We start from the raw sequence: 17,181 nt of genomic DNA on the forward strand, positions 1-17,181 counted from the left end.
AGCCCCCGGGCCGTGAGGCCAGGGGGCTTTTTCTTGCTGCAAGGGCCGGGCTTACATGTTCGGGTAGTTCGGCCCGCCAGCGCCTTCAGGGGTAACCCAGGTGATGTTCTGGGCCGGGTCCTTGATGTCGCAGGTCTTGCAGTGCACGCAGTTCTGCGCGTTGATCTGGAAGCGCTTGCTGCCGTCTTCCTGGCTGACCACTTCGTACACGCCCGCCGGGCAGTAACGCTGGGCTGGCTCGTCGTACAGCGGCAGGTTGCTGGCGATCGGGATGCTCGGGTCGGTCAGCTTCAGGTGGCAGGGTTGTTCCTCTTCATGGTTGGTGCTGGAGAGGAACACCGAGCTGAGCTTGTCGAAGCTGAGCTTGCCGTCTGGTTTTGGGTAGTCGATCTTTTTCGAGTCGGCCGCAAGCTTGAGGCAGGCGTAGTCCGGCTTGGTGTCGTGCAGTGTGAAAGGCAGCTTGCCAGCGAACCAGTTCTGGTCGATGTAGTTGAACGCACCACCGAGGATCGGGCCGAACTTGTGCAGCGCCGGGCCGAAGTTGCGGCTGGCGAACAGTTCTTCATGCAGCCAGCTGGCTTTGAAGGCGTCGACATAGGTAGTAAGCGCATCGCCGCCTTCGCTGCCAGCGATCAGCGCATCGGCCACGGCTTCGGCCGCGAGCATGCCGGACTTCATGGCGGTGTGGCTGCCTTTGATCTTGGCGAAGTTCAGGGTGCCCAGGTCGCAACCGATCAGGGCGCCACCGTTGAACACCATCTTGGGCAGCGAGTTCAGGCCGCCCTTGCAGATGGCGCGGGCGCCGTAGCTGATGCGTTTGCCGCCTTCGAGGTACTGCTTCATCACGGGGTGATGCTTGAGGCGCTGGAATTCGTCGAAAGGCGACAGGTAAGCATTGCTGTAGGACAGGTCGACGATCAGGCCGACCACCACCTGGTTGTTTTCCAGGTGATAAAGGAACGAGCCGCCGGTGTTTTCAGCGCTCATCACGTCCAGCGGCCAGCCGGCGGTGTGTACCACCAGGCCTTGTTCGTGCTTGGCCGGGTCGATTTCCCAGATTTCTTTCAGGCCGATGCCGTAGTGCTGGACGTCGGACTCGCTGTCGAGGTTGAAGCGCTTGATCAGTTGCTTGCCGATATGGCCGCGGCAACCTTCGGCGAACAGGGTGTACTTGGCGCGCAGTTCCATGCCCGGGGTGTACAGGCCGTCCTTCGGGTTACCCTCGCGGTCGACACCGAGGTCACCGGTGACGATGCCGCGGACCACGCCGTTTTCATCGAACAGCGCTTCCTGGGCGGCGAAGCCCGGGTAGATTTCCACGCCCAGGTTCTCGGCCTGCTGGGCCAGCCAGCGGCACAGGTTGCCCAGCGAGATGATGTAGTTGCCCTGGTTGTGCATGGTCTTGGGCACGAACAGGTCAGGGACCTTGGTCGAGTTGCCGGCGTCCTTGAGCACGTAGATGTCGTCGCGCTTGACCTCGGTGTTGAGCGGTGCGCCGAGTGCTTTCCAGTCGGGGAACAGCTCGTTCAGGGCGCGGGGCTCGAACACTGCACCGGAGAGGATGTGGGCGCCGACTTCGGAGCCTTTCTCGACCACGCAGACGCTGATCTCGCTACCGGCTTCGGCGGCCTTCTGCTTCAGGCGGCAGGCGGCTGACAGGCCTGCCGGGCCAGCGCCGACGATGACCACGTCGAATTCCATGTATTCGCGTTCCACTGGTTCTCTCCTACTCATCAAGGCTCGTGCTGTTGCTTTGTCTTATGGGTGTGGCGTGATCATGCGCGCCGCGCTTCACGGGAGCGGAGCTGTAGCGGCACAGAGGATGGACTACACCGTTTTGTCTTGGCCGCGCATTATATCTACACCACTTGGCGGGTCCAATACAAACGTTTGTTTGAATTTGCCGCAGGCCAGTAAAATCAAAGGAACGCGGCTGGAGGGTGACCGATTTGCCGTATTGACCGGATTGGGTGTTGCGGTCAAGATACGAGCGGTTTTACGTTCGCCGTAGGCTCATCGCCGGGCGCAGGTACACCTCTAAAGACCAGGTGTGGGGTAAGGCTTTCGGGCCAAAACACGGTTTGTAGTGGAGTTTACACGCCACCACAGGAAATGACCCGCGGGTATTTGCCGCAAGAGTCTCAACAGGACTGATCGGTCACCGTGAAGATTGCACCTCGCGCATCGTTTTCAGAGGTGCCCTTGTACCCACGCGCATCGCAGGGCTTAGCCCCAGGCGACTATCTATTCACCGGAGAGTAACGAGGAATCCATGAAGGTTCTTGTAGCTGTCAAACGAGTGGTCGACTACAACGTCAAGGTTCGCGTCAAAGCGGACAACTCCGGCGTCGACCTTGCAAACGTCAAGATGTCCATGAACCCCTTCTGCGAAATCGCCGTGGAAGAAGCCGTGCGCCTGAAAGAGAAGGGCGTGGCAAGCGAGATCGTCGTCGTCTCCGTCGGCCCGGCCACTGCTCAGGAGCAGTTGCGTACTGCCCTGGCCCTGGGCGCCGATCGTGCCATCCTGGTCGAAGCTGCTGACGAACTGAATTCCCTGGCCGTGGCCAAGGCGCTCAAAGCCGTTGTCGACAAAGAACAGCCGCAGCTGGTGATCCTCGGCAAGCAGGCCATCGACAGCGACAACAACCAGACCGGCCAGATGCTGGCGGCGCTGACTGGCTACGCCCAGGGCACCTTCGCCTCCAAGGTTGAACTGGCTGGCGACAAGCTGAACGTCACCCGTGAAATCGATGGCGGCCTGCAGACCGTATCGCTGAACCTGCCAGCGATCGTCACCACCGACCTGCGCCTGAACGAGCCGCGCTATGCGTCGCTGCCGAACATCATGAAGGCCAAGAAGAAGCCGCTGGAGACCCTGACTCCAGACGCGCTGGGCGTATCGCTCGCCTCCACCAACAAGACCTTGAAAGTCGAAGCGCCTGCTGCCCGCAGCGCGGGTATCAAGGTCAAGTCGGTGGCCGAACTGGTCGAGAAGCTGAAGAACGAAGCGAAGGTAATCTAAATGACTATCCTGGTTGTCGCTGAATACGAGAACGGTGCCGTAGCCCCGTCCACCCTGAACACTGTCGCCGCAGCCGCCAAGATCGGTGGTGATGTGCATGTGCTGGTCGCTGGCCAGAACGTCGGTGGCGTTGCCGAATCCGCTGCCAAGATCGCTGGCGTTGGCAAGGTACTAGTTGCCGACAACGCAGCCTACGCCCACGTCTTGCCCGAAAACGTCGCGCCGTTGATCGTCGAGCTGGCCAAGGGTTACAGCCACGTACTGGCCCCGGCCACCACCAACGGCAAGAACATCCTGCCGCGCGTTGCCGCGCTGCTGGACGTCGACCAGATCTCCGAGATCATTTCGGTTGAATCCGCCGACACCTTCAAGCGCCCGATCTATGCCGGTAACGCCATTGCCACCGTGCAATCGAGCGCTGCTGTGAAGGTGATCACCGTGCGTACCACCGGCTTCGATGCTGTGGCCGCCGAAGGTGGCTCCGCTGCCGTTGAAGCGGTAGGCGCCGCGCACGATGCCGGTATCTCCGCCTTTGTTGGCGAAGAACTGGCCAAGTCCGACCGTCCAGAGCTGACCGCTGCCAAGATCGTCGTTTCCGGTGGCCGCGGCATGGGCAATGGTGACAACTTCAAGCACCTGTACAGCCTGGCCGACAAGCTCGGCGCTGCCGTGGGTGCCTCGCGCGCTGCGGTCGACGCAGGCTTCGTACCCAACGACATGCAGGTCGGCCAGACCGGCAAGATCGTTGCCCCGCAGCTGTACATCGCCGTCGGTATCTCTGGCGCGATTCAGCACCTGGCCGGCATGAAGGACTCCAAAGTGATCGTTGCGATCAACAAGGACGAAGAAGCGCCGATCTTCCAGGTGGCCGACTACGGCCTGGTCGCTGACCTGTTCGAAGCGGTTCCGGAGCTGGAAAAGCTGGTCTGATCCGCCTGCTTCACTTATAAAGAAGCCCGGCCCTTGTAACGAGGGCCGGGTTTTTTTATGCGGGCAAGGAGTGAAGGATGGCGTTTCGTGAAGCAGGCAAGGTGCTGGTGTGCACGATGGCGATGCTTTCACCGCTGGCGATGGCGGCTGGCAAGTGTGAGCGTCTGGTGGCGACTGGCAGCCCGGATGCTCCACCTTACTCCTGGCAAGACCCGAAAGACCCGAAACACCTGATTGGCGCCAACGTCGATCTGTTGCGCAAGGTGGCCGGGGAGCTGGGGCTGAAAGTGGAAGTCCTCAATGCCGGCAGGCGCGATCAGGCGCTGGAAGAGGTGCGCAGTGGGCGCATGGATCTGTTGCTCGACACCCCCCTGCAGGTGGAGCAGTTGACCGCACTGGATTACATCCACCCGCCCTTGCAGCTCAATGAATACCTGGTCTGGACGCGGCATGATGCTGACGTGGAATTCAACGGCCCCGCGGATCTGGCCAGATACCAGGGTAGCCTGTCGGAGCGCGCCCGCCTGACCCCGGCTTTCAGTGCATTCGCCAAGGCGCAGTTAAAGCTGGTACCGGCGCAGAACCTGACCCAGGCATTCCAGAAGCTGGTGCTGGGCCAGGTCGACTACGTGCTGGCTGGGCGTTACTCGGGCATGGCCATGACCCAAAGCCTGGGTATGAGCAATGACCTGATCGCCCGCGGCCTGCCGGTCGACCGGCCAGGGCTGTACTTGGCTGTGTCGCACAACTCGGCTTGCAATGACACCTGGTTGCGTGGGCAACTGGCAAAAAAGCTGACAGAATTGCCGATCTCTGGTGCGTCTGAAGCCGTGCTGCAACGTAATGTCGAGCGCTGGAAAGCGCAGATGGACGTGCAGGCGGACGCCCCCAAACAGTAGGAAGAGTGCGTGAGAACCCAATCACTGATCCTTGCCGTGGCCATGCTCGGCCTGGCCGGCTGCGCCAACGACCCGGCGCCCAATGAACAGATGCGTATTTCCGAGCAGGCGCTGGAACAGGCCAAGGCGGTCGGTGCCACCGACCAGGTCGAGGCGCTCAAGCTTGCCGAAGACAAGCTCGCCCGAGCCAAGAGCGACATGCTGACCGAGGACTACCGCAACGCCCGCATGCGTGCCGAGCAGGCCGAACTCGACGCCCGCCTGGCCGAGGCGCGCGTACTGAACCAGAAGAGCGAGGAGCAGCTTGACGTATTGCAGTCGCGGGTCAAGCGCTTGCGCAAACAACTGGAGATGCAGCCATGAAGTGCTTCAAATCCATGGCGGCGTTGGCATTGCTGGCGCTGGCTGGCGGGCTGCAGGGGTGCGCCAGTCAGCGCAGTGCAGCGGCGCTGGACGATGCTTCCGTGGCCTTCCAGAAGGTCAAGGATGATTCCGCTGTGCTGCGCAGCGCACCGCGTGATGTGATCCGCGCCGGTGAGTCGCTGGCCCGCGCCGAGCGCTTGTCCAGTTACATCGGCACCGGCAGTGACGTGCGCCACTATGCGTATCTGAGCCAGCGTTACAGCGAAATTGCCGGTGAGCACGCGAAGTTGGCGCTGAGTCAGGAGCGTCTGGCCAAGCTCGACCTTGAGCGTCAGCGCCTGCAGCTGGCCCTGCGCGAGGCCAAGCTGGCCAGCGTGCAGCAGCAGGGTGAATGGGTGGAAGCGCAGATTGCGGCGCTGGCCTCGCAGCAGGCTGATCGCGGGCTGGTGATGACCTTGGGTGATGTGCTGTTCGACACTGGTCGTGCGGACCTCAAGAATTCGGCCAGTCGCACGGTGCTCAAGCTGGTCCAGTTCCTTCAGCTCAACCCGCGCAGGGTGGTGCGGATCGAGGGCTATGCCGACAACACCGGCGCGCCGGAAGATAACCTCAAGCTGTCGCGCGACCGGGCGCAGGCAGTGGCCGACATGCTGGTCGACCTGGGTGTCGACGAAAAGCGTCTGCAGGTTGAAGGGTATGGCGATCAGTACCCGATCGAGGCCAATGCTTCGGAGCGGGGCAGGGCGCAGAACCGCCGGGTGGAGATCGTCTTCTCCGATGACAAGGGCAGGCTTGCTCCGGCACGCTGACCGCTGGCGCCTCTTCGCGGCTTGAGAAGAGGCGCGCTGGTTAACCCTTTCGATAGCGGCCACGCCACTGTAATGTCGACTATTGTGCAATCTGTCCCAGTACACTTTGCAACTGTTACGGTATCCTCTACCGTAAGTGAGTCGTACAAGAACAATGAGCCGTCCGCGCGTCGAGATATCGCCATGACCAACCTGCTGCTGTATCAGCGTATCGCCCAGCAACTGGCCGATGACATCCGCCGTGGTGTCTATCAGCCAGGCGAGCGCGTGCCGTCCGTGCGCAAGATGAGCGCCCAGCTCAACGTCAGCCATGCCACGGTACTGCAGGCCTATGCCAATCTCGAAGACCAGGGGCTGATCCGCGCCCGGCCGCAGTCTGGCTACTACGTGCACCAGACCCCGGCGTTGACTGCGCAGACGCCGGATATTGCCAGAGTCGAGCGCCCTGGCCTGGTCACCCGCGCGAGCATCATCCAGCAGGTGCTGACCGAGGCCCGTCGTGATGGCGTGTTTGCGTTCGGCGCCGCCGTTCCTCATGTCGACTACTTGCCGGTGCGGGCCTTGCATCAGCAGATTGCCAAGGTCACCCGTTTTCACAGCCCGCGTGCTTTCAGCTACATGTTCAGCCCGGGCTTCGAGCCGTTGCGCCGGCAGATCGCTATCCGCATGCGTGATGCGGGCGTGCTGGTCGATCCCAGTGAAGTGATCGTTACCCATGGCTGTGTCGATGCCCTGCAAATGTCACTGCGCGTACTGACCCGCCCGGGGGATCTGATTGCTGCGGAGTCGCCCACCTATTACGGCCTGCTGCAGCTGGCTGATTTGCTCGGGCTGAAGGTGATCGAGATCCCCAGCGACCCGTCCACCGGCATCAGTCTGGAAGCGCTGCAACTGGCGGCCAATCAATGGTCGATCAAGGCGCTGGTACTGACCACACGCCTTAGCAACCCGCTGGGCGGCACTATCCCCGAAGAGCGGCAGAAGCAGTTGTTGCGCCTGGCTTCGGACTTCGACATCCAGATCGTCGAGGACGACATCTATGGCGAGTTGATGTTCGAGCAGGGCAAGACCAAAGCGCTCAAGGCATTCGACCGGCTGGACCGTGTGATCTACTGCTCGAGCTTTTCCAAGACATTGTCACCTGGCGTGCGCGTTGGCTGGATGGTAGCGGGGCGATACCAGGACGAAATCCAGCGGCTGCAGACCTTCACCACCCACTCGGCCTGCAGTGTCACGCAGATGGGGGTGGCGGCTTACCTGGAGAACGGTGGCTATGATCGCCACCTGCGGTATATCCGCCAGGAGTACCGCAAGAACCTCAGTGCCTACCAGTTGGCGGTGCAGCAGCACTTCCCTGAGGGTACGCAGATGACCCGGCCCACGGGGGGCTTCATTCTGTGGGTCAGCCTGCCGGGGCGGGTCAACACTCAAGAGCTGCATGTGCGTGCGCTGGAGCAGGGGATCAGTATCGCCCCTGGGCTTATCTTCAGTAATACCGAGCAGTTCAACCACTGCATCCGTCTCAACTGCGGTATTCCATGGAACAAGGAAGCCGAACGGGCGGTGATGACGCTGGGCATGCTGGCCCAGCAATTGTGCAGGGAGTCTGTAACTGCGCTTTTGTAAGGCTTGCCAGGCGCAGGCGGAACAGAGAGCATACGCACTCTTGAAGCCTGCCTATCGATGTCCATGAAACTGTTGCGTCGTATTGCCCTGGTTTTTTGCCTCACGCCAGTGTGTTTGACCTCTGGTGTGGTCCACGCTGCGCAGCCTGCCAAAGCGGACAACGCCAAGGCGTCGCCTGCGCACAAGCCAGCCAGCAAGGCGGCAACCCAGCAATTGCCCGCGGCGCACCTGGATCTGAGCCTGCCTGCCGAGATGGTCAACCAGCTTGAGCCCAGCGTCGGCAGTTCGGCCGTGCGCCGAAAACCCTTGCTGCCGGCCATGTTTACGGACAAACCGCACGCCGGTGACAGCCCGTTCCAGCTCAATGGTCGCTTGATCAGCAACGAGATGCAGCTGCAGTTGCGCAATGACAGCCGGCGTGATGTGGAAGGGGCGGCGATCGAGTTTGAGTTCCGCCAATAGCCTGGGCGAACTGACTGCCGGGTCACTGCAGATTTCATCGGGCCAGCAATTTCAAACGTATGTTTGAGCGGTTAGTATCCAGGGACGTTCGTCCCGTTTTGTTTCAGGGAGTCCTGATTTTATGAAATGCCGTGAGGGTTGCGGTGCCTGCTGCATCGCCCCGTCCATCACTTCCGCAATGCCGCGCATGCCAGACGGCAAGCCGGCTGGCATGCGCTGCCTGCACCTGACCGCCGACAACCTCTGCGACCTGTTCGGCAAGCCCGAGCGGCCGGCGGTCTGTGGTGGGTTCAAGGCGGATATCGAGGTGTGCGGCAATGATCGCGACGAGGCAATCAGGATTCTCGGTTGGTGGGAGCAGATGACGGCGGCGTGACAAGGCTGGATCTTCGACAACAAGGATAAAGATGATGAGATCGTTCAAGCGTATTGCACTGCTATGTGGCGTGGGCTTGCTGATGGCGCCGGCCGCCTGGGCCGAGAACTGGCAAGTGGCCAAGGACGAGGAGGGGATCAAGGTCTCTCTCAGTGAAGTGCCGGGTTCCAAGTACAAGGCCTACCGTGGTGTGACCTTGATCAAGGCGCCTTTGGCCAAGGTGCAGGCATTGCAGGAAGACGTGGCAGGCGCATGCACCTGGATACATGAGTGCAAGTCTCAGAAGCTGCTCAAGCATGAAGGTGATCAGAGCTGGACCTACACCCAGTTCAACACGCCTTGGCCGGTAACGCCGCGCGATTCGGTGTTGCATGTCACTAACGTCAAAAGCGCTGATGGCAGCCTGACGCGTAACCTCAAGGAAGAGCCGACCTATTTGCCCGAAGAGAAGGGGTATGTTCGGGTGGCGAAAGTCGAAGGCTTCTGGAAGTTGGTGCCCAAAGGGGAGAGTACAGAAGTGACCTATCAGGTACATACCGAGCCGGGTGGCAGTGTGCCTGCGATGGTAGCCAACAAGTTTGTAGTGGATGCGCCGTTCAATACCCTGAAAAGCTTGCGTGAGCGGGCAGAGAAGAACTGAAGCCAGGGCAGGGGCAAAGCAATGAAAAAGGCTGCCCGAGGGCAGCCTTTTGCGTTCGGCTTCAAAAGCTTACTTGCGGTCCTTCAGCTCAACGATGTCACGCGGCAGTTCGCCGGTGTACAGCTGGCGCGGGCGGCCAATCTTGTACGGGCTGGAAAGCATTTCTTTCCAGTGCGAGATCCAGCCCACGGTACGTGCCAGGGCGAAGATCACGGTGAACATGCTGGTCGGGATGCCGATCGCCTTCAGGATGATGCCCGAGTAGAAGTCGACGTTCGGGTACAGCGAGCGCTCGATGAAGTACGGATCGGTGAGCGCGATCTCTTCCAGGCGCATCGCCAGTTCCAGCTGCGGGTCGTTCTTGATGCCGAGTTCGCCCAGGACTTCGTCGCAGGTTTTCTTCATCACGGTGGCGCGCGGGTCGCGGTTCTTGTACACGCGGTGACCGAAGCCCATCAGCTTGAACGGGTCGTTCTTGTCCTTGGCCTTGGCGATGTACTTGTCGATGTTCGAGACATCGCCAATTTCATCGAGCATGGTCAGCACGGCTTCGTTCGCACCGCCGTGGGCAGGGCCCCACAGTGCGGCGATACCGGCGGCGATACAGGCGAACGGGTTGGCACCCGAAGAGCCGGCCAGGCGGACGGTGGAGGTGGAGGCGTTCTGCTCGTGATCGGCATGGAGGATGAAGATCTTGTCCATTGCCTTGGCCAGCACCGGGCTGATCGGTTTGATCTCGCACGGGGTGTTGAACATCATGTGCAGGAAGTTTTCCGCGTATGACAGGTCGTTGCGCGGGTACATCATGGGCTGGCCCATGGAGTACTTGTAAACCATCGCGGCCAGGGTCGGCATCTTGGCGACCAGGCGCACCGCGGAAATTTCGCGGTGTTGCGGGTTATTGATGTCCAGCGAGTCGTGGTAGAACGCCGACAGGGCGCCGACTACGCCGCACATTACGGCCATCGGGTGGGCGTCGCGGCGGAAACCGTTGAAGAAGGACTTCAGCTGCTCGTGAACCATGGTGTGGTTCTTGACGGTGCTGACAAACTGGGCCTTCTGCTCGGCGTTGGGCAGTTCGCCATTGAGCAGCAGGTAGCAGGTTTCCAGGTAGTCCGATTGCTCGGCGAGCTGCTCGATGGGGTAGCCGCGGTGCAGCAGTACGCCCTTGTCGCCGTCGATGTAGGTGATCTTCGACTCGCACGAAGCGGTCGCCATGAAACCAGGGTCGAAGGTGAAGTGACCAGTGGCCCCCAACCCGCGGACGTCGATTACATCAGGACCAACGGTGCCGGTTAAAATGGGCAGCTCGACGGGGGCAGCGCCCTCGATGACCAACTGCGCTTTTTTGTCAGCCATGTGGCCTCCTATTAATGCTTGAAATCATCAGACAGACCCCCCACGCAGGGCCCGCACCACTATAGAGAAGTAAATTCGAATGTCAATTTGCCTAAAGGCTGGTTGAAACCCGCTCTGAGGCCTGATTTTTCACGAAATTCTCGCCCATTTACGCCTTTTGCTCGCTAAAGGCAATGCGCTATTTGGGCTACCCCGTCACGTTGTCATAAGCAGCCTAACTGTCTATACTCGGCACCCGACCGCCAGGGGCTTGCAAGCCCGAACTGCTGGGGGTCGCCGTTCCCTGGGTGGTGGGTACCTGACCAGTACACTTACCAACAACTTTGCCCTGATTCGCTAGGGGCTCTTCAGTGTGAAAAAAGCCGTGAAAAGCCAACGACCTGTAAACCTAGACCTAAGGACCATCAAGCTCCCTGTCACAGCGTACACGTCCATCCTGCACCGTATCTCCGGCGTCATCCTGTTCCTCGGCCTTGCCATCATGCTTTATGCACTGGGCAAGTCGCTGGGTTCCGAGGAAGGCTTCGGTGAGGTGAAGGCGTGTCTGACCAGCCCGCTGGCCAAGTTCGTGACCTGGGGCCTGCTATCCGCCCTGCTTTATCACCTCGTGGCAGGTGTGCGTCACCTGATCATGGACATGGGTATCGGTGAGACGCTGGAAGGCGGCAAGCTGGGCTCGAAAATCGTGATCGTCATCTCCGTGGTGCTGATCGTTCTGGTGGGAGTTTGGGTATGGTAACCAATGTCACGAACCTGTCGCGTTCGGGCCTCTATGACTGGATGGCGCAGCGCGTCTCGGCGGTCGTTCTCGCGGCTTACTTTCTCTTCCTGATCGGCTACGTGGTCGCCCACCCAGGCATCGACTACACCCAGTGGCATGGTCTGTTCTCCAATAACGCGATGCGGATCTTCAGTCTGCTGGCCCTCGTTGCCCTGGGCGCTCACGCCTGGGTCGGCATGTGGACCATTGCAACCGACTACCTGACGCCAATGTCGTTCGGCAAGTCGGCAACTGCGATTCGTTTCCTGTTCCAGGCGGTATGCGGCGTTGCGATGTTCGCTTACTTCGTCTGGGGTGTGCAGATTCTCTGGGGTATCTGATCCATGGCTAGCATTCCAACCATTTCCTTCGACGCCATCATCATCGGTGGCGGCGGCGCCGGCATGCGCGCAGCGCTGCAGCTGGCCCAGGGCGGTCACAAGACTGCCGTGGTCACCAAGGTCTTCCCGACCCGTTCGCACACTGTTTCCGCCCAGGGCGGCATCACCTGCGCCATCGCTTCGGCCGACCCGAACGACGACTGGCGCTGGCACATGTACGATACCGTCAAAGGTTCCGACTACATCGGTGACCAGGACGCTATCGAATACATGTGTCAGGAAGGCCCTGCTGCGGTCTTCGAACTGGACCACATGGGCCTGCCGTTCTCGCGTACCGAAACCGGCCGCATCTATCAGCGTCCGTTCGGCGGCCAGTCCAAGGACTTCGGCAAGGGTGGCCAGGCTGCACGTACCTGTGCTGCTTCCGACCGTACCGGCCACGCCTTGCTGCACACCCTCTATCAGGGCAACCTGAAAGCGGGCACCACCTTCCTGAACGAGTACTACGCTGTTGATCTGGTGAAAAACCAGGACGGCGCGTTCGTGGGTGTGATCGCGATCTGCATCGAAACCGGCGAAACCCTGTACATCAAGTCCAAGGCCACCGTATTGGCCACTGGCGGTGCGGGCCGTATCTACGCCTCGACCACCAATGCCCTGATCAACACTGGTGACGGTGTCGGCATGGCCCTGCGTGCCGGCGTGCCGGTGCAGGACATCGAAATGTGGCAGTTCCACCCGACTGGCATCGCCGGCGCTGGTGTACTGGTCACCGAGGGTTGCCGCGGTGAGGGTGGTTACCTGATCAACGCCCACGGCGAGCGTTTCATGGAGCGTTATGCTCCGAACGCGAAAGACCTGGCTGGTCGTGACGTGGTCGCCCGTTCCATGGTCAAAGAGATCATCGCTGGCAACGGCGTGGGCCCGAACAAGGACCACGTACTGCTGAAGCTGGACCACCTGGGCGAGGAAGTGCTGCACAGCCGCCTGCCAGGCATCTGCGAACTGTCCAAGACCTTCGCTCACGTCGACCCGGTTGTAGCGCCGGTGCCGGTCGTGCCGACCTGCCACTACATGATGGGTGGTGTTGCCACCAACATTCATGGCCAGGCCATCACCATGGACGCCGAAGGCAAGGATCACATCATTCCGGGCTTGTTCGCCGTGGGTGAAGTGGCGTGCGTATCGGTTCACGGTGCCAACCGCCTGGGCGGTAACTCGCTGCTCGACCTGGTCGTATTCGGCCGCGCCGCCGGCCTGCACCTGGAGAAGGCGCTGAGCGAAGGCGTCGAGTACCGCGATGCCAGCGATACCGATGTCGACGTCGCCCTGAACCGCCTGAACAAGCTCAACGAGCGTACCACTGGCGAAGACGTCGCAAGCCTCAAGCGTGAGCTGCAAAGCTGCATGCAGAACTACTTCGGTGTATTCCGTACTGGCGAATACATGCAGAAGGGTATCGAACAGCTGGCTGGTCTGCGTGACCGCATCGCCAACGTGAAGATCAACGACAAGTCCCAGGCCTTCAACACCGCGCGTATCGAAGCGCTGGAGCTGCAGAACCTGTTGGAAGTCGCCGAAGCTACCGCCATCGCGGCCGAAGCCCGTAAAGAGTCCCGCGGCGCTCACGCCCGTGAAGACTTCGAAGACCGTGACGACGAAAACTGGCTGTGCCACACCCTGTACTACCCGGGTGAGAAGCGCGTGGCCAAGCGTGGCGTCAACTTTGCGCCGAAGACTGTTCCAGCCTTCGAACCAAAAGTCCGGACTTATTGAGGGTGACTGCTATGTTGAAAGTCGAAGTTTATCGCTACAACCCGGATACCGACTCGGCGCCCAAGATGGAGTCGTTCGACGTCGATACCGGCGGCAAGGACCTGATGGTGCTGGACGTGCTGGCGCTGATCAAGGAGAAGGACGAGGGCTTCTCGTACCGTCGCTCCTGCCGTGAAGGCGTTTGCGGTTCCGATGGCATGAACATGAACGGCAAGAACGGCCTGGCCTGCATCACGCCGCTGTCCGGCGTGGTCAAGGGCAACAAGCTGGTTCTGCGCCCGCTGCCTGGCCTGCCGGTCATTCGTGACCTGGTCGTCGATATGAGCATCTTCTACAAGCAGTACGAGAAGGTGAAGCCATTCCTGCAGAACGACACGCCGGCCCCGGCCATCGAGCGTCTGCAGTCGCCGGAAGATCGCGACAAGCTGGACGGTCTGTACGAGTGCATCCTGTGCGCTTGCTGCTCGACTTCCTGCCCATCGTTCTGGTGGAACCCGGACAAGTTCCTGGGCCCCGCCGCCTTGCTGCAGGCCTATCGCTTCCTGGCCGACAGCCGTGACACCAAGACCCAGGAGCGCCTGGCGTCCCTGGATGACCCGTTCAGCGTCTTCCGCTGCCGCGGGATCATGAACTGCGTCAACGTTTGCCCGAAGGGTCTGAACCCAACCAAGGCAATCGGCCACGTACGTAACATGCTGCTGCAAAGCGGCACCTGATTCAAAGCGTTGTAACTGCAGTAAGCCGAGGTGCGGGTGGTGAGCCCGCACTGAGGTAAAACCTGAGCAAGGGCCCAAAAAGCCCGCGCTCGATACCTATGAAGATATGAGACCAGCAGGGGCTTTCCGGGCTGGTACCCGGAAAATCAGCAGGATCCAAGTGGCGTGGTTCAGTCGCTGTGTTCGGACTTTTCCAGGTTTGCTGTGGCTCTCGCCGATCAGTCCCCTAACCGAGGGTGACCAAGCATGCAAGAAAGCGTGATGCAGCGCATGTGGGAAAGCGCCCACCTTTCAGGTGGTAACGCTGCATATGTGGAAGAGCTCTACGAACTCTACCTGCACGACCCTAACGCTGTGCCAGAAGAGTGGCGCACTTACTTCCAGAAGTTGCCCGCCGACGGCAGCACCGCTACCGATGTATCGCACTCGACAATCCGCGACCATTTCGTACTGCTGGCAAAGAACCAGCGCCGCGCCCAACCGGTATCTGCCGGGAGCGTGAGCAGTGAACACGAGAAGAAGCAGGTTGAAGTTCTGCGACTGATCCAGGCCTATCGTATGCGCGGCCATCAGGCTGCCAAGCTCGACCCCTTGGGGTTGTGGCAGCGCCCTGCGCCCGTAGACCTGTCGATCAATCACTACGGCTTGACCAATGCCGATCTTGATACGACCTTCCGTGCCGGCGACCTGTACATCGGCAAAGAGGAAGCGAGCCTACGCGAGATCGTCGAGGCGCTCCAGAAGACATATTGTCGCACCATTGGCGCCGAGTTCACCCATATCGTCGATTCCGAGCAGCGCAGCTGGTTCCAGCAGCGCCTGGAAAGCGTGCGCGGCCGCCCGGACTTCTCCGCCGACGTGCAGGCCCACCTGCTCGAGCGCGTGACGGCCGGTGAAGGTCTCGAGAAGTACCTGGGCACCAAGTACCCGGGCACCAAGCGTTTCGGCCTTGAGGGTGGCGAAAGCCTGATCCCGATGCTGGACGAAATGATCCAGCGTTCCGGCTCCTACGGCACCAAGGAAGTCGTGATTGGCATGGCCCACCGCGGCCGTCTGAACGTGCTGGTCAACACCTTCGGCAAGAACCCGCGCGAGCTGTTCGACGAGTTCGAAGGCAAGAAGATGAACGAGCTGGGCTCCGGTGACGTGAAGTATCACCAGGGCTTCTCCTCGAACGTGATGACCACCGGTGGTGAAGTTCACCTGGCCATGGCGTTCAACCCGTCCCACCTGGAAATCGTCTCCCCCGTGGTCGAAGGTTCGGTGCGCGCCCGTCAGGACCGCCGCAACGATACCGCCGGTGACAAGGTGCTGCCGATCTCGATCCACGGTGACGCTGCCTTCGCAGGCCAGGGCGTGGTCATGGAAACCTTCCAGATGTCGCAGACCCGCGGTTTCAAGACCGGCGGCACCGTGCACATCGTGATCAACAACCAGGTCGGTTTCACCATCAGCAACCCGCTGGACTCGCGTTCCACCGAGTACGCCACCGACGTTGCCAAGATGATCCAGGCGCCGATCCTGCACGTGAACGGCGATGACCCGGAAGCTGTGCTGTTCGTGACCCAGCTGGCCATCGATTACCGCATGCAGTTCAAGCGTGACGTGGTCATCGACCTGGTCTGCTACCGTCGTCGCGGCCACAACGAGGCCGACGAGCCCAACGGTACCCAGCCGCTGATGTATCAGCAGATCAGCAAGCAGCGCACCACCCGTGAGCTGTACGCCGAGGCGCTGATCCAGGCCGGTCGCATCGATGCCGAGCGCGCCCAGGCCAAGATCGACGAGTACCGCAATGCCCTGGACAACGGTCTGCACGTGGTCAAGAGCCTGGTCAAGGAGCCGAACCGCGAGCTGTTCGTCGACTGGCGTCCGTACCTGGGCCACGCCTGGACTGCGCGTCACGACACCCGTTTCGACCTCAAGACCCTGCAGGACCTGTCGGCCAAGCTGCTCGAGCTGCCAGAAGGCTTCGTCGTCCAGCGTCAGGTGTCGAAGATCTACGAAGACCGTCAGAAGATGCAGGCCGGTGGCTTGCCGATCAACTGGGGTTACGCAGAGACCATGGCCTACGCCACCCTGCAGTTCGAAGGTCACCCGATCCGCATGACCGGCCAGGACATCGGCCGTGGCACCTTCTCGCACCGCCACGCGGTGCTGCACAACCAGAAGGACGCCAGCACCTACGTGCCGCTGCAGAACCTGTTCCCGGGCCAGCCGCGCTTCGACCTTTACGACTCCTTCCTGTCGGAAGAAGCGGTACTGGCCTTCGAATACGGTTACTCGACCACCACGCCGAATGCGCTGGTGATCTGGGAAGCTCAGTTCGGCGACTTCGCCAACGGTGCGCAGGTGGTGATCGACCAGTTCATCACCAGCGGTGAGCACAAGTGGGGCCGCCTGTGCGGTCTGACCATGCTGCTGCCTCACGGTTACGAAGGGCAGGGCCCGGAGCACTCCTCCGCGCGTCTGGAGCGTTACCTGCAGCTGTGCGCCGAGCACAACATCCAGGTTTGCGTACCGACCACCCCGGCACAGATCTACCACCTGCTGCGTCGTCAGGTCATCCGTCCGCTGCGCAAGCCGCTGATCGTGCTGACGCCCAAGTCGCTGCTGCGCCACAAGCTGGCCGTCTCGACCCTGGAGGACCTTGCAGAAGGTTCGTTCCAGACCGTGATCCCGGAAATCGACACCCTGGATCCTGCCAAGGTCGAACGCCTGGTGCTGTGTGGTGGCAAGGTCTATTACGACCTGCTGGAAAAACGCCGTGCCGAAGGCCGCGAAGACATCGCAATCGTGCGTATCGAGCAACTGTACCCGTTCCCGGAAGACGACCTGGTCGACATCCTGGCGCCGTACACCAACCTCAAGCATGCCGTCTGGTGTCAGGAAGAGCCGATGAACCAGGGCGCCTGGTACAGCAGCCAGCACCACATGCGCCGTATCCTGGGCCGCCACAACAAGGCGCTGGTCCTGGAATACGCCGGCCGCGACGCTTCCGCCGCGCCAGCCTGTGGTTACGCTTCGAAGCACGCCGAACAGCAGGAAAAACTGCTGCAAGACGCCTTCACTGTCTAACGCCTTCGCGCACCTGAAACCGAA

At 60.9% G+C, this 17,181-nt stretch carries 16 protein-coding genes; 14 read left to right on the forward strand and 2 right to left on the reverse strand.

Features of this window, described 5'->3' with window-relative positions:
* Positions 1-51: 51 nt before the first annotated feature.
* Positions 52-1,734 carry an electron transfer flavoprotein-ubiquinone oxidoreductase gene (locus IWW33_RS19630; RefSeq protein ID WP_119687489.1) on the reverse strand — a complete coding sequence of 561 codons (1,683 nt, stop codon included), beginning with the start codon at positions 1,732-1,734 and terminating at the stop codon, positions 52-54.
* A 538-nt stretch (positions 1,735-2,272) separates the two neighbouring features.
* Here IWW33_RS19630 and IWW33_RS19635 point away from each other — a divergent pair.
* From IWW33_RS19635 to IWW33_RS19675, 9 genes are all read left to right on the forward strand, one after another.
* Positions 2,273-3,022: an electron transfer flavoprotein subunit beta/FixA family protein gene (locus IWW33_RS19635; RefSeq protein ID WP_119687488.1), complete on the forward strand. Its 750-nt coding sequence runs from the start codon at positions 2,273-2,275 to the stop codon at positions 3,020-3,022.
* A complete protein-coding gene (locus tag IWW33_RS19640) occupies positions 3,023-3,952 on the forward strand; it encodes an FAD-binding protein (RefSeq protein WP_012315359.1) in 930 nt (309 codons plus the stop codon).
* Between the two features lie 77 nt (positions 3,953-4,029).
* A complete protein-coding gene (locus tag IWW33_RS19645) occupies positions 4,030-4,851 on the forward strand; it encodes a transporter substrate-binding domain-containing protein (RefSeq protein WP_119687487.1) in 822 nt (273 codons plus the stop codon).
* A 9-nt stretch (positions 4,852-4,860) separates the two neighbouring features.
* Entirely contained in the window at positions 4,861-5,214 is a 354-nt protein-coding gene (locus tag IWW33_RS19650; protein WP_012315357.1) for a DUF4398 domain-containing protein, read from the forward strand.
* Positions 5,211-6,023, forward strand: coding sequence for an OmpA family protein (locus tag IWW33_RS19655; protein ID WP_174142473.1), 813 nt, complete (start codon positions 5,211-5,213; stop codon positions 6,021-6,023). Before IWW33_RS19650 ends, IWW33_RS19655 begins: the two co-directional genes overlap by 4 nt.
* 183 nt (positions 6,024-6,206) lie before the next feature.
* Entirely contained in the window at positions 6,207-7,649 is a 1,443-nt protein-coding gene (locus tag IWW33_RS19660) for a PLP-dependent aminotransferase family protein (RefSeq protein ID WP_046785252.1), read from the forward strand.
* 63 nt (positions 7,650-7,712) lie between these two features.
* Positions 7,713-8,111: a hypothetical protein gene (locus IWW33_RS19665; protein WP_174142474.1), complete on the forward strand. Its 399-nt coding sequence runs from the start codon at positions 7,713-7,715 to the stop codon at positions 8,109-8,111.
* 121 nt (positions 8,112-8,232) lie between these two features.
* On the forward strand, positions 8,233-8,487 hold the full coding sequence (locus IWW33_RS19670) for a YkgJ family cysteine cluster protein (RefSeq protein WP_012315353.1): 255 nt from the start codon (positions 8,233-8,235) through the stop codon (positions 8,485-8,487).
* Positions 8,488-8,521: 34 nt separating this feature from the next.
* Positions 8,522-9,127, forward strand: coding sequence for an START domain-containing protein (locus tag IWW33_RS19675; protein WP_174142479.1), 606 nt, complete (start codon positions 8,522-8,524; stop codon positions 9,125-9,127).
* A 69-nt stretch (positions 9,128-9,196) separates the two neighbouring features.
* On the opposite strand, the gene gltA is transcribed toward IWW33_RS19675, so the two are convergent.
* Positions 9,197-10,486: a citrate synthase gene (gltA, locus tag IWW33_RS19680; protein ID WP_115274279.1), complete on the reverse strand. Its 1,290-nt coding sequence runs from the start codon at positions 10,484-10,486 to the stop codon at positions 9,197-9,199.
* Positions 10,487-10,838: 352 nt separating this feature from the next.
* On the opposite strand from gltA, the gene sdhC reads away from it, so the two are divergent.
* The 5 genes from sdhC to IWW33_RS19705 all read left to right on the forward strand — a co-directional run bounded on the left by sdhC (position 10,839) and on the right by IWW33_RS19705 (position 17,157).
* Complete coding sequence (gene sdhC, locus IWW33_RS19685) at positions 10,839-11,225, forward strand: succinate dehydrogenase, cytochrome b556 subunit (RefSeq protein WP_012315350.1); 387 nt, start codon at positions 10,839-10,841, stop codon at positions 11,223-11,225.
* Positions 11,219-11,587, forward strand: coding sequence for a succinate dehydrogenase, hydrophobic membrane anchor protein (gene sdhD / locus IWW33_RS19690; protein WP_003254214.1), 369 nt, complete (start codon positions 11,219-11,221; stop codon positions 11,585-11,587). The genes sdhC and sdhD overlap by 7 nt, the downstream gene beginning before the upstream one ends.
* Before the next feature lie 3 nt (positions 11,588-11,590).
* Positions 11,591-13,363: a succinate dehydrogenase flavoprotein subunit gene (sdhA, locus tag IWW33_RS19695; RefSeq protein WP_012315349.1), complete on the forward strand. Its 1,773-nt coding sequence runs from the start codon at positions 11,591-11,593 to the stop codon at positions 13,361-13,363.
* An 11-nt stretch (positions 13,364-13,374) separates the two neighbouring features.
* Positions 13,375-14,079, forward strand: a complete 705-nt coding sequence (locus tag IWW33_RS19700; RefSeq protein WP_012315348.1) for a succinate dehydrogenase iron-sulfur subunit — start codon at positions 13,375-13,377, stop codon at positions 14,077-14,079.
* Positions 14,080-14,325: 246 nt separating this feature from the next.
* Positions 14,326-17,157: a 2-oxoglutarate dehydrogenase E1 component gene (locus IWW33_RS19705; RefSeq protein ID WP_012315347.1), complete on the forward strand. Its 2,832-nt coding sequence runs from the start codon at positions 14,326-14,328 to the stop codon at positions 17,155-17,157.
* The last annotated feature ends 24 nt before the right edge of the window (positions 17,158-17,181 follow it).

The sequence above is a fragment of the Pseudomonas sp. M2 genome, from assembly GCF_015751845.1.
Lineage (GTDB): Bacteria > Pseudomonadota > Gammaproteobacteria > Pseudomonadales > Pseudomonadaceae > Aquipseudomonas > Aquipseudomonas putida_E.

Excerpts from the sequence above, each read along its gene's own strand:
- IWW33_RS19655 (WP_174142473.1), top strand. The coding sequence starts at position 5,211 with ATGAAGTGCTTCAAATCCATGGCGGCGTTGGCATTGCTGGCGCTGGCT.
- gltA (WP_115274279.1), bottom strand. The coding sequence starts at position 10,486 with ATGGCTGACAAAAAAGCGCAGTTGGTCATCGAGGGCGCTGCCCCCGTC.
- IWW33_RS19635 (WP_119687488.1), top strand. The coding sequence starts at position 2,273 with ATGAAGGTTCTTGTAGCTGTCAAACGAGTGGTCGACTACAACGTCAAG.
- IWW33_RS19675 (WP_174142479.1), top strand. The coding sequence starts at position 8,522 with ATGAGATCGTTCAAGCGTATTGCACTGCTATGTGGCGTGGGCTTGCTG.
- IWW33_RS19660 (WP_046785252.1), top strand. The coding sequence starts at position 6,207 with ATGACCAACCTGCTGCTGTATCAGCGTATCGCCCAGCAACTGGCCGAT.
- IWW33_RS19645 (WP_119687487.1), top strand. The coding sequence starts at position 4,030 with ATGGCGTTTCGTGAAGCAGGCAAGGTGCTGGTGTGCACGATGGCGATG.
- sdhA (WP_012315349.1), top strand. The coding sequence starts at position 11,591 with ATGGCTAGCATTCCAACCATTTCCTTCGACGCCATCATCATCGGTGGC.
- IWW33_RS19665 (WP_174142474.1), top strand. The coding sequence starts at position 7,713 with ATGAAACTGTTGCGTCGTATTGCCCTGGTTTTTTGCCTCACGCCAGTG.
- IWW33_RS19670 (WP_012315353.1), top strand. The coding sequence starts at position 8,233 with ATGAAATGCCGTGAGGGTTGCGGTGCCTGCTGCATCGCCCCGTCCATC.
- IWW33_RS19705 (WP_012315347.1), top strand. The coding sequence starts at position 14,326 with ATGCAAGAAAGCGTGATGCAGCGCATGTGGGAAAGCGCCCACCTTTCA.
- IWW33_RS19640 (WP_012315359.1), top strand. The coding sequence starts at position 3,023 with ATGACTATCCTGGTTGTCGCTGAATACGAGAACGGTGCCGTAGCCCCG.
- sdhD (WP_003254214.1), top strand. The coding sequence starts at position 11,219 with ATGGTAACCAATGTCACGAACCTGTCGCGTTCGGGCCTCTATGACTGG.
- IWW33_RS19630 (WP_119687489.1), bottom strand. The coding sequence starts at position 1,734 with ATGAGTAGGAGAGAACCAGTGGAACGCGAATACATGGAATTCGACGTG.
- IWW33_RS19700 (WP_012315348.1), top strand. The coding sequence starts at position 13,375 with ATGTTGAAAGTCGAAGTTTATCGCTACAACCCGGATACCGACTCGGCG.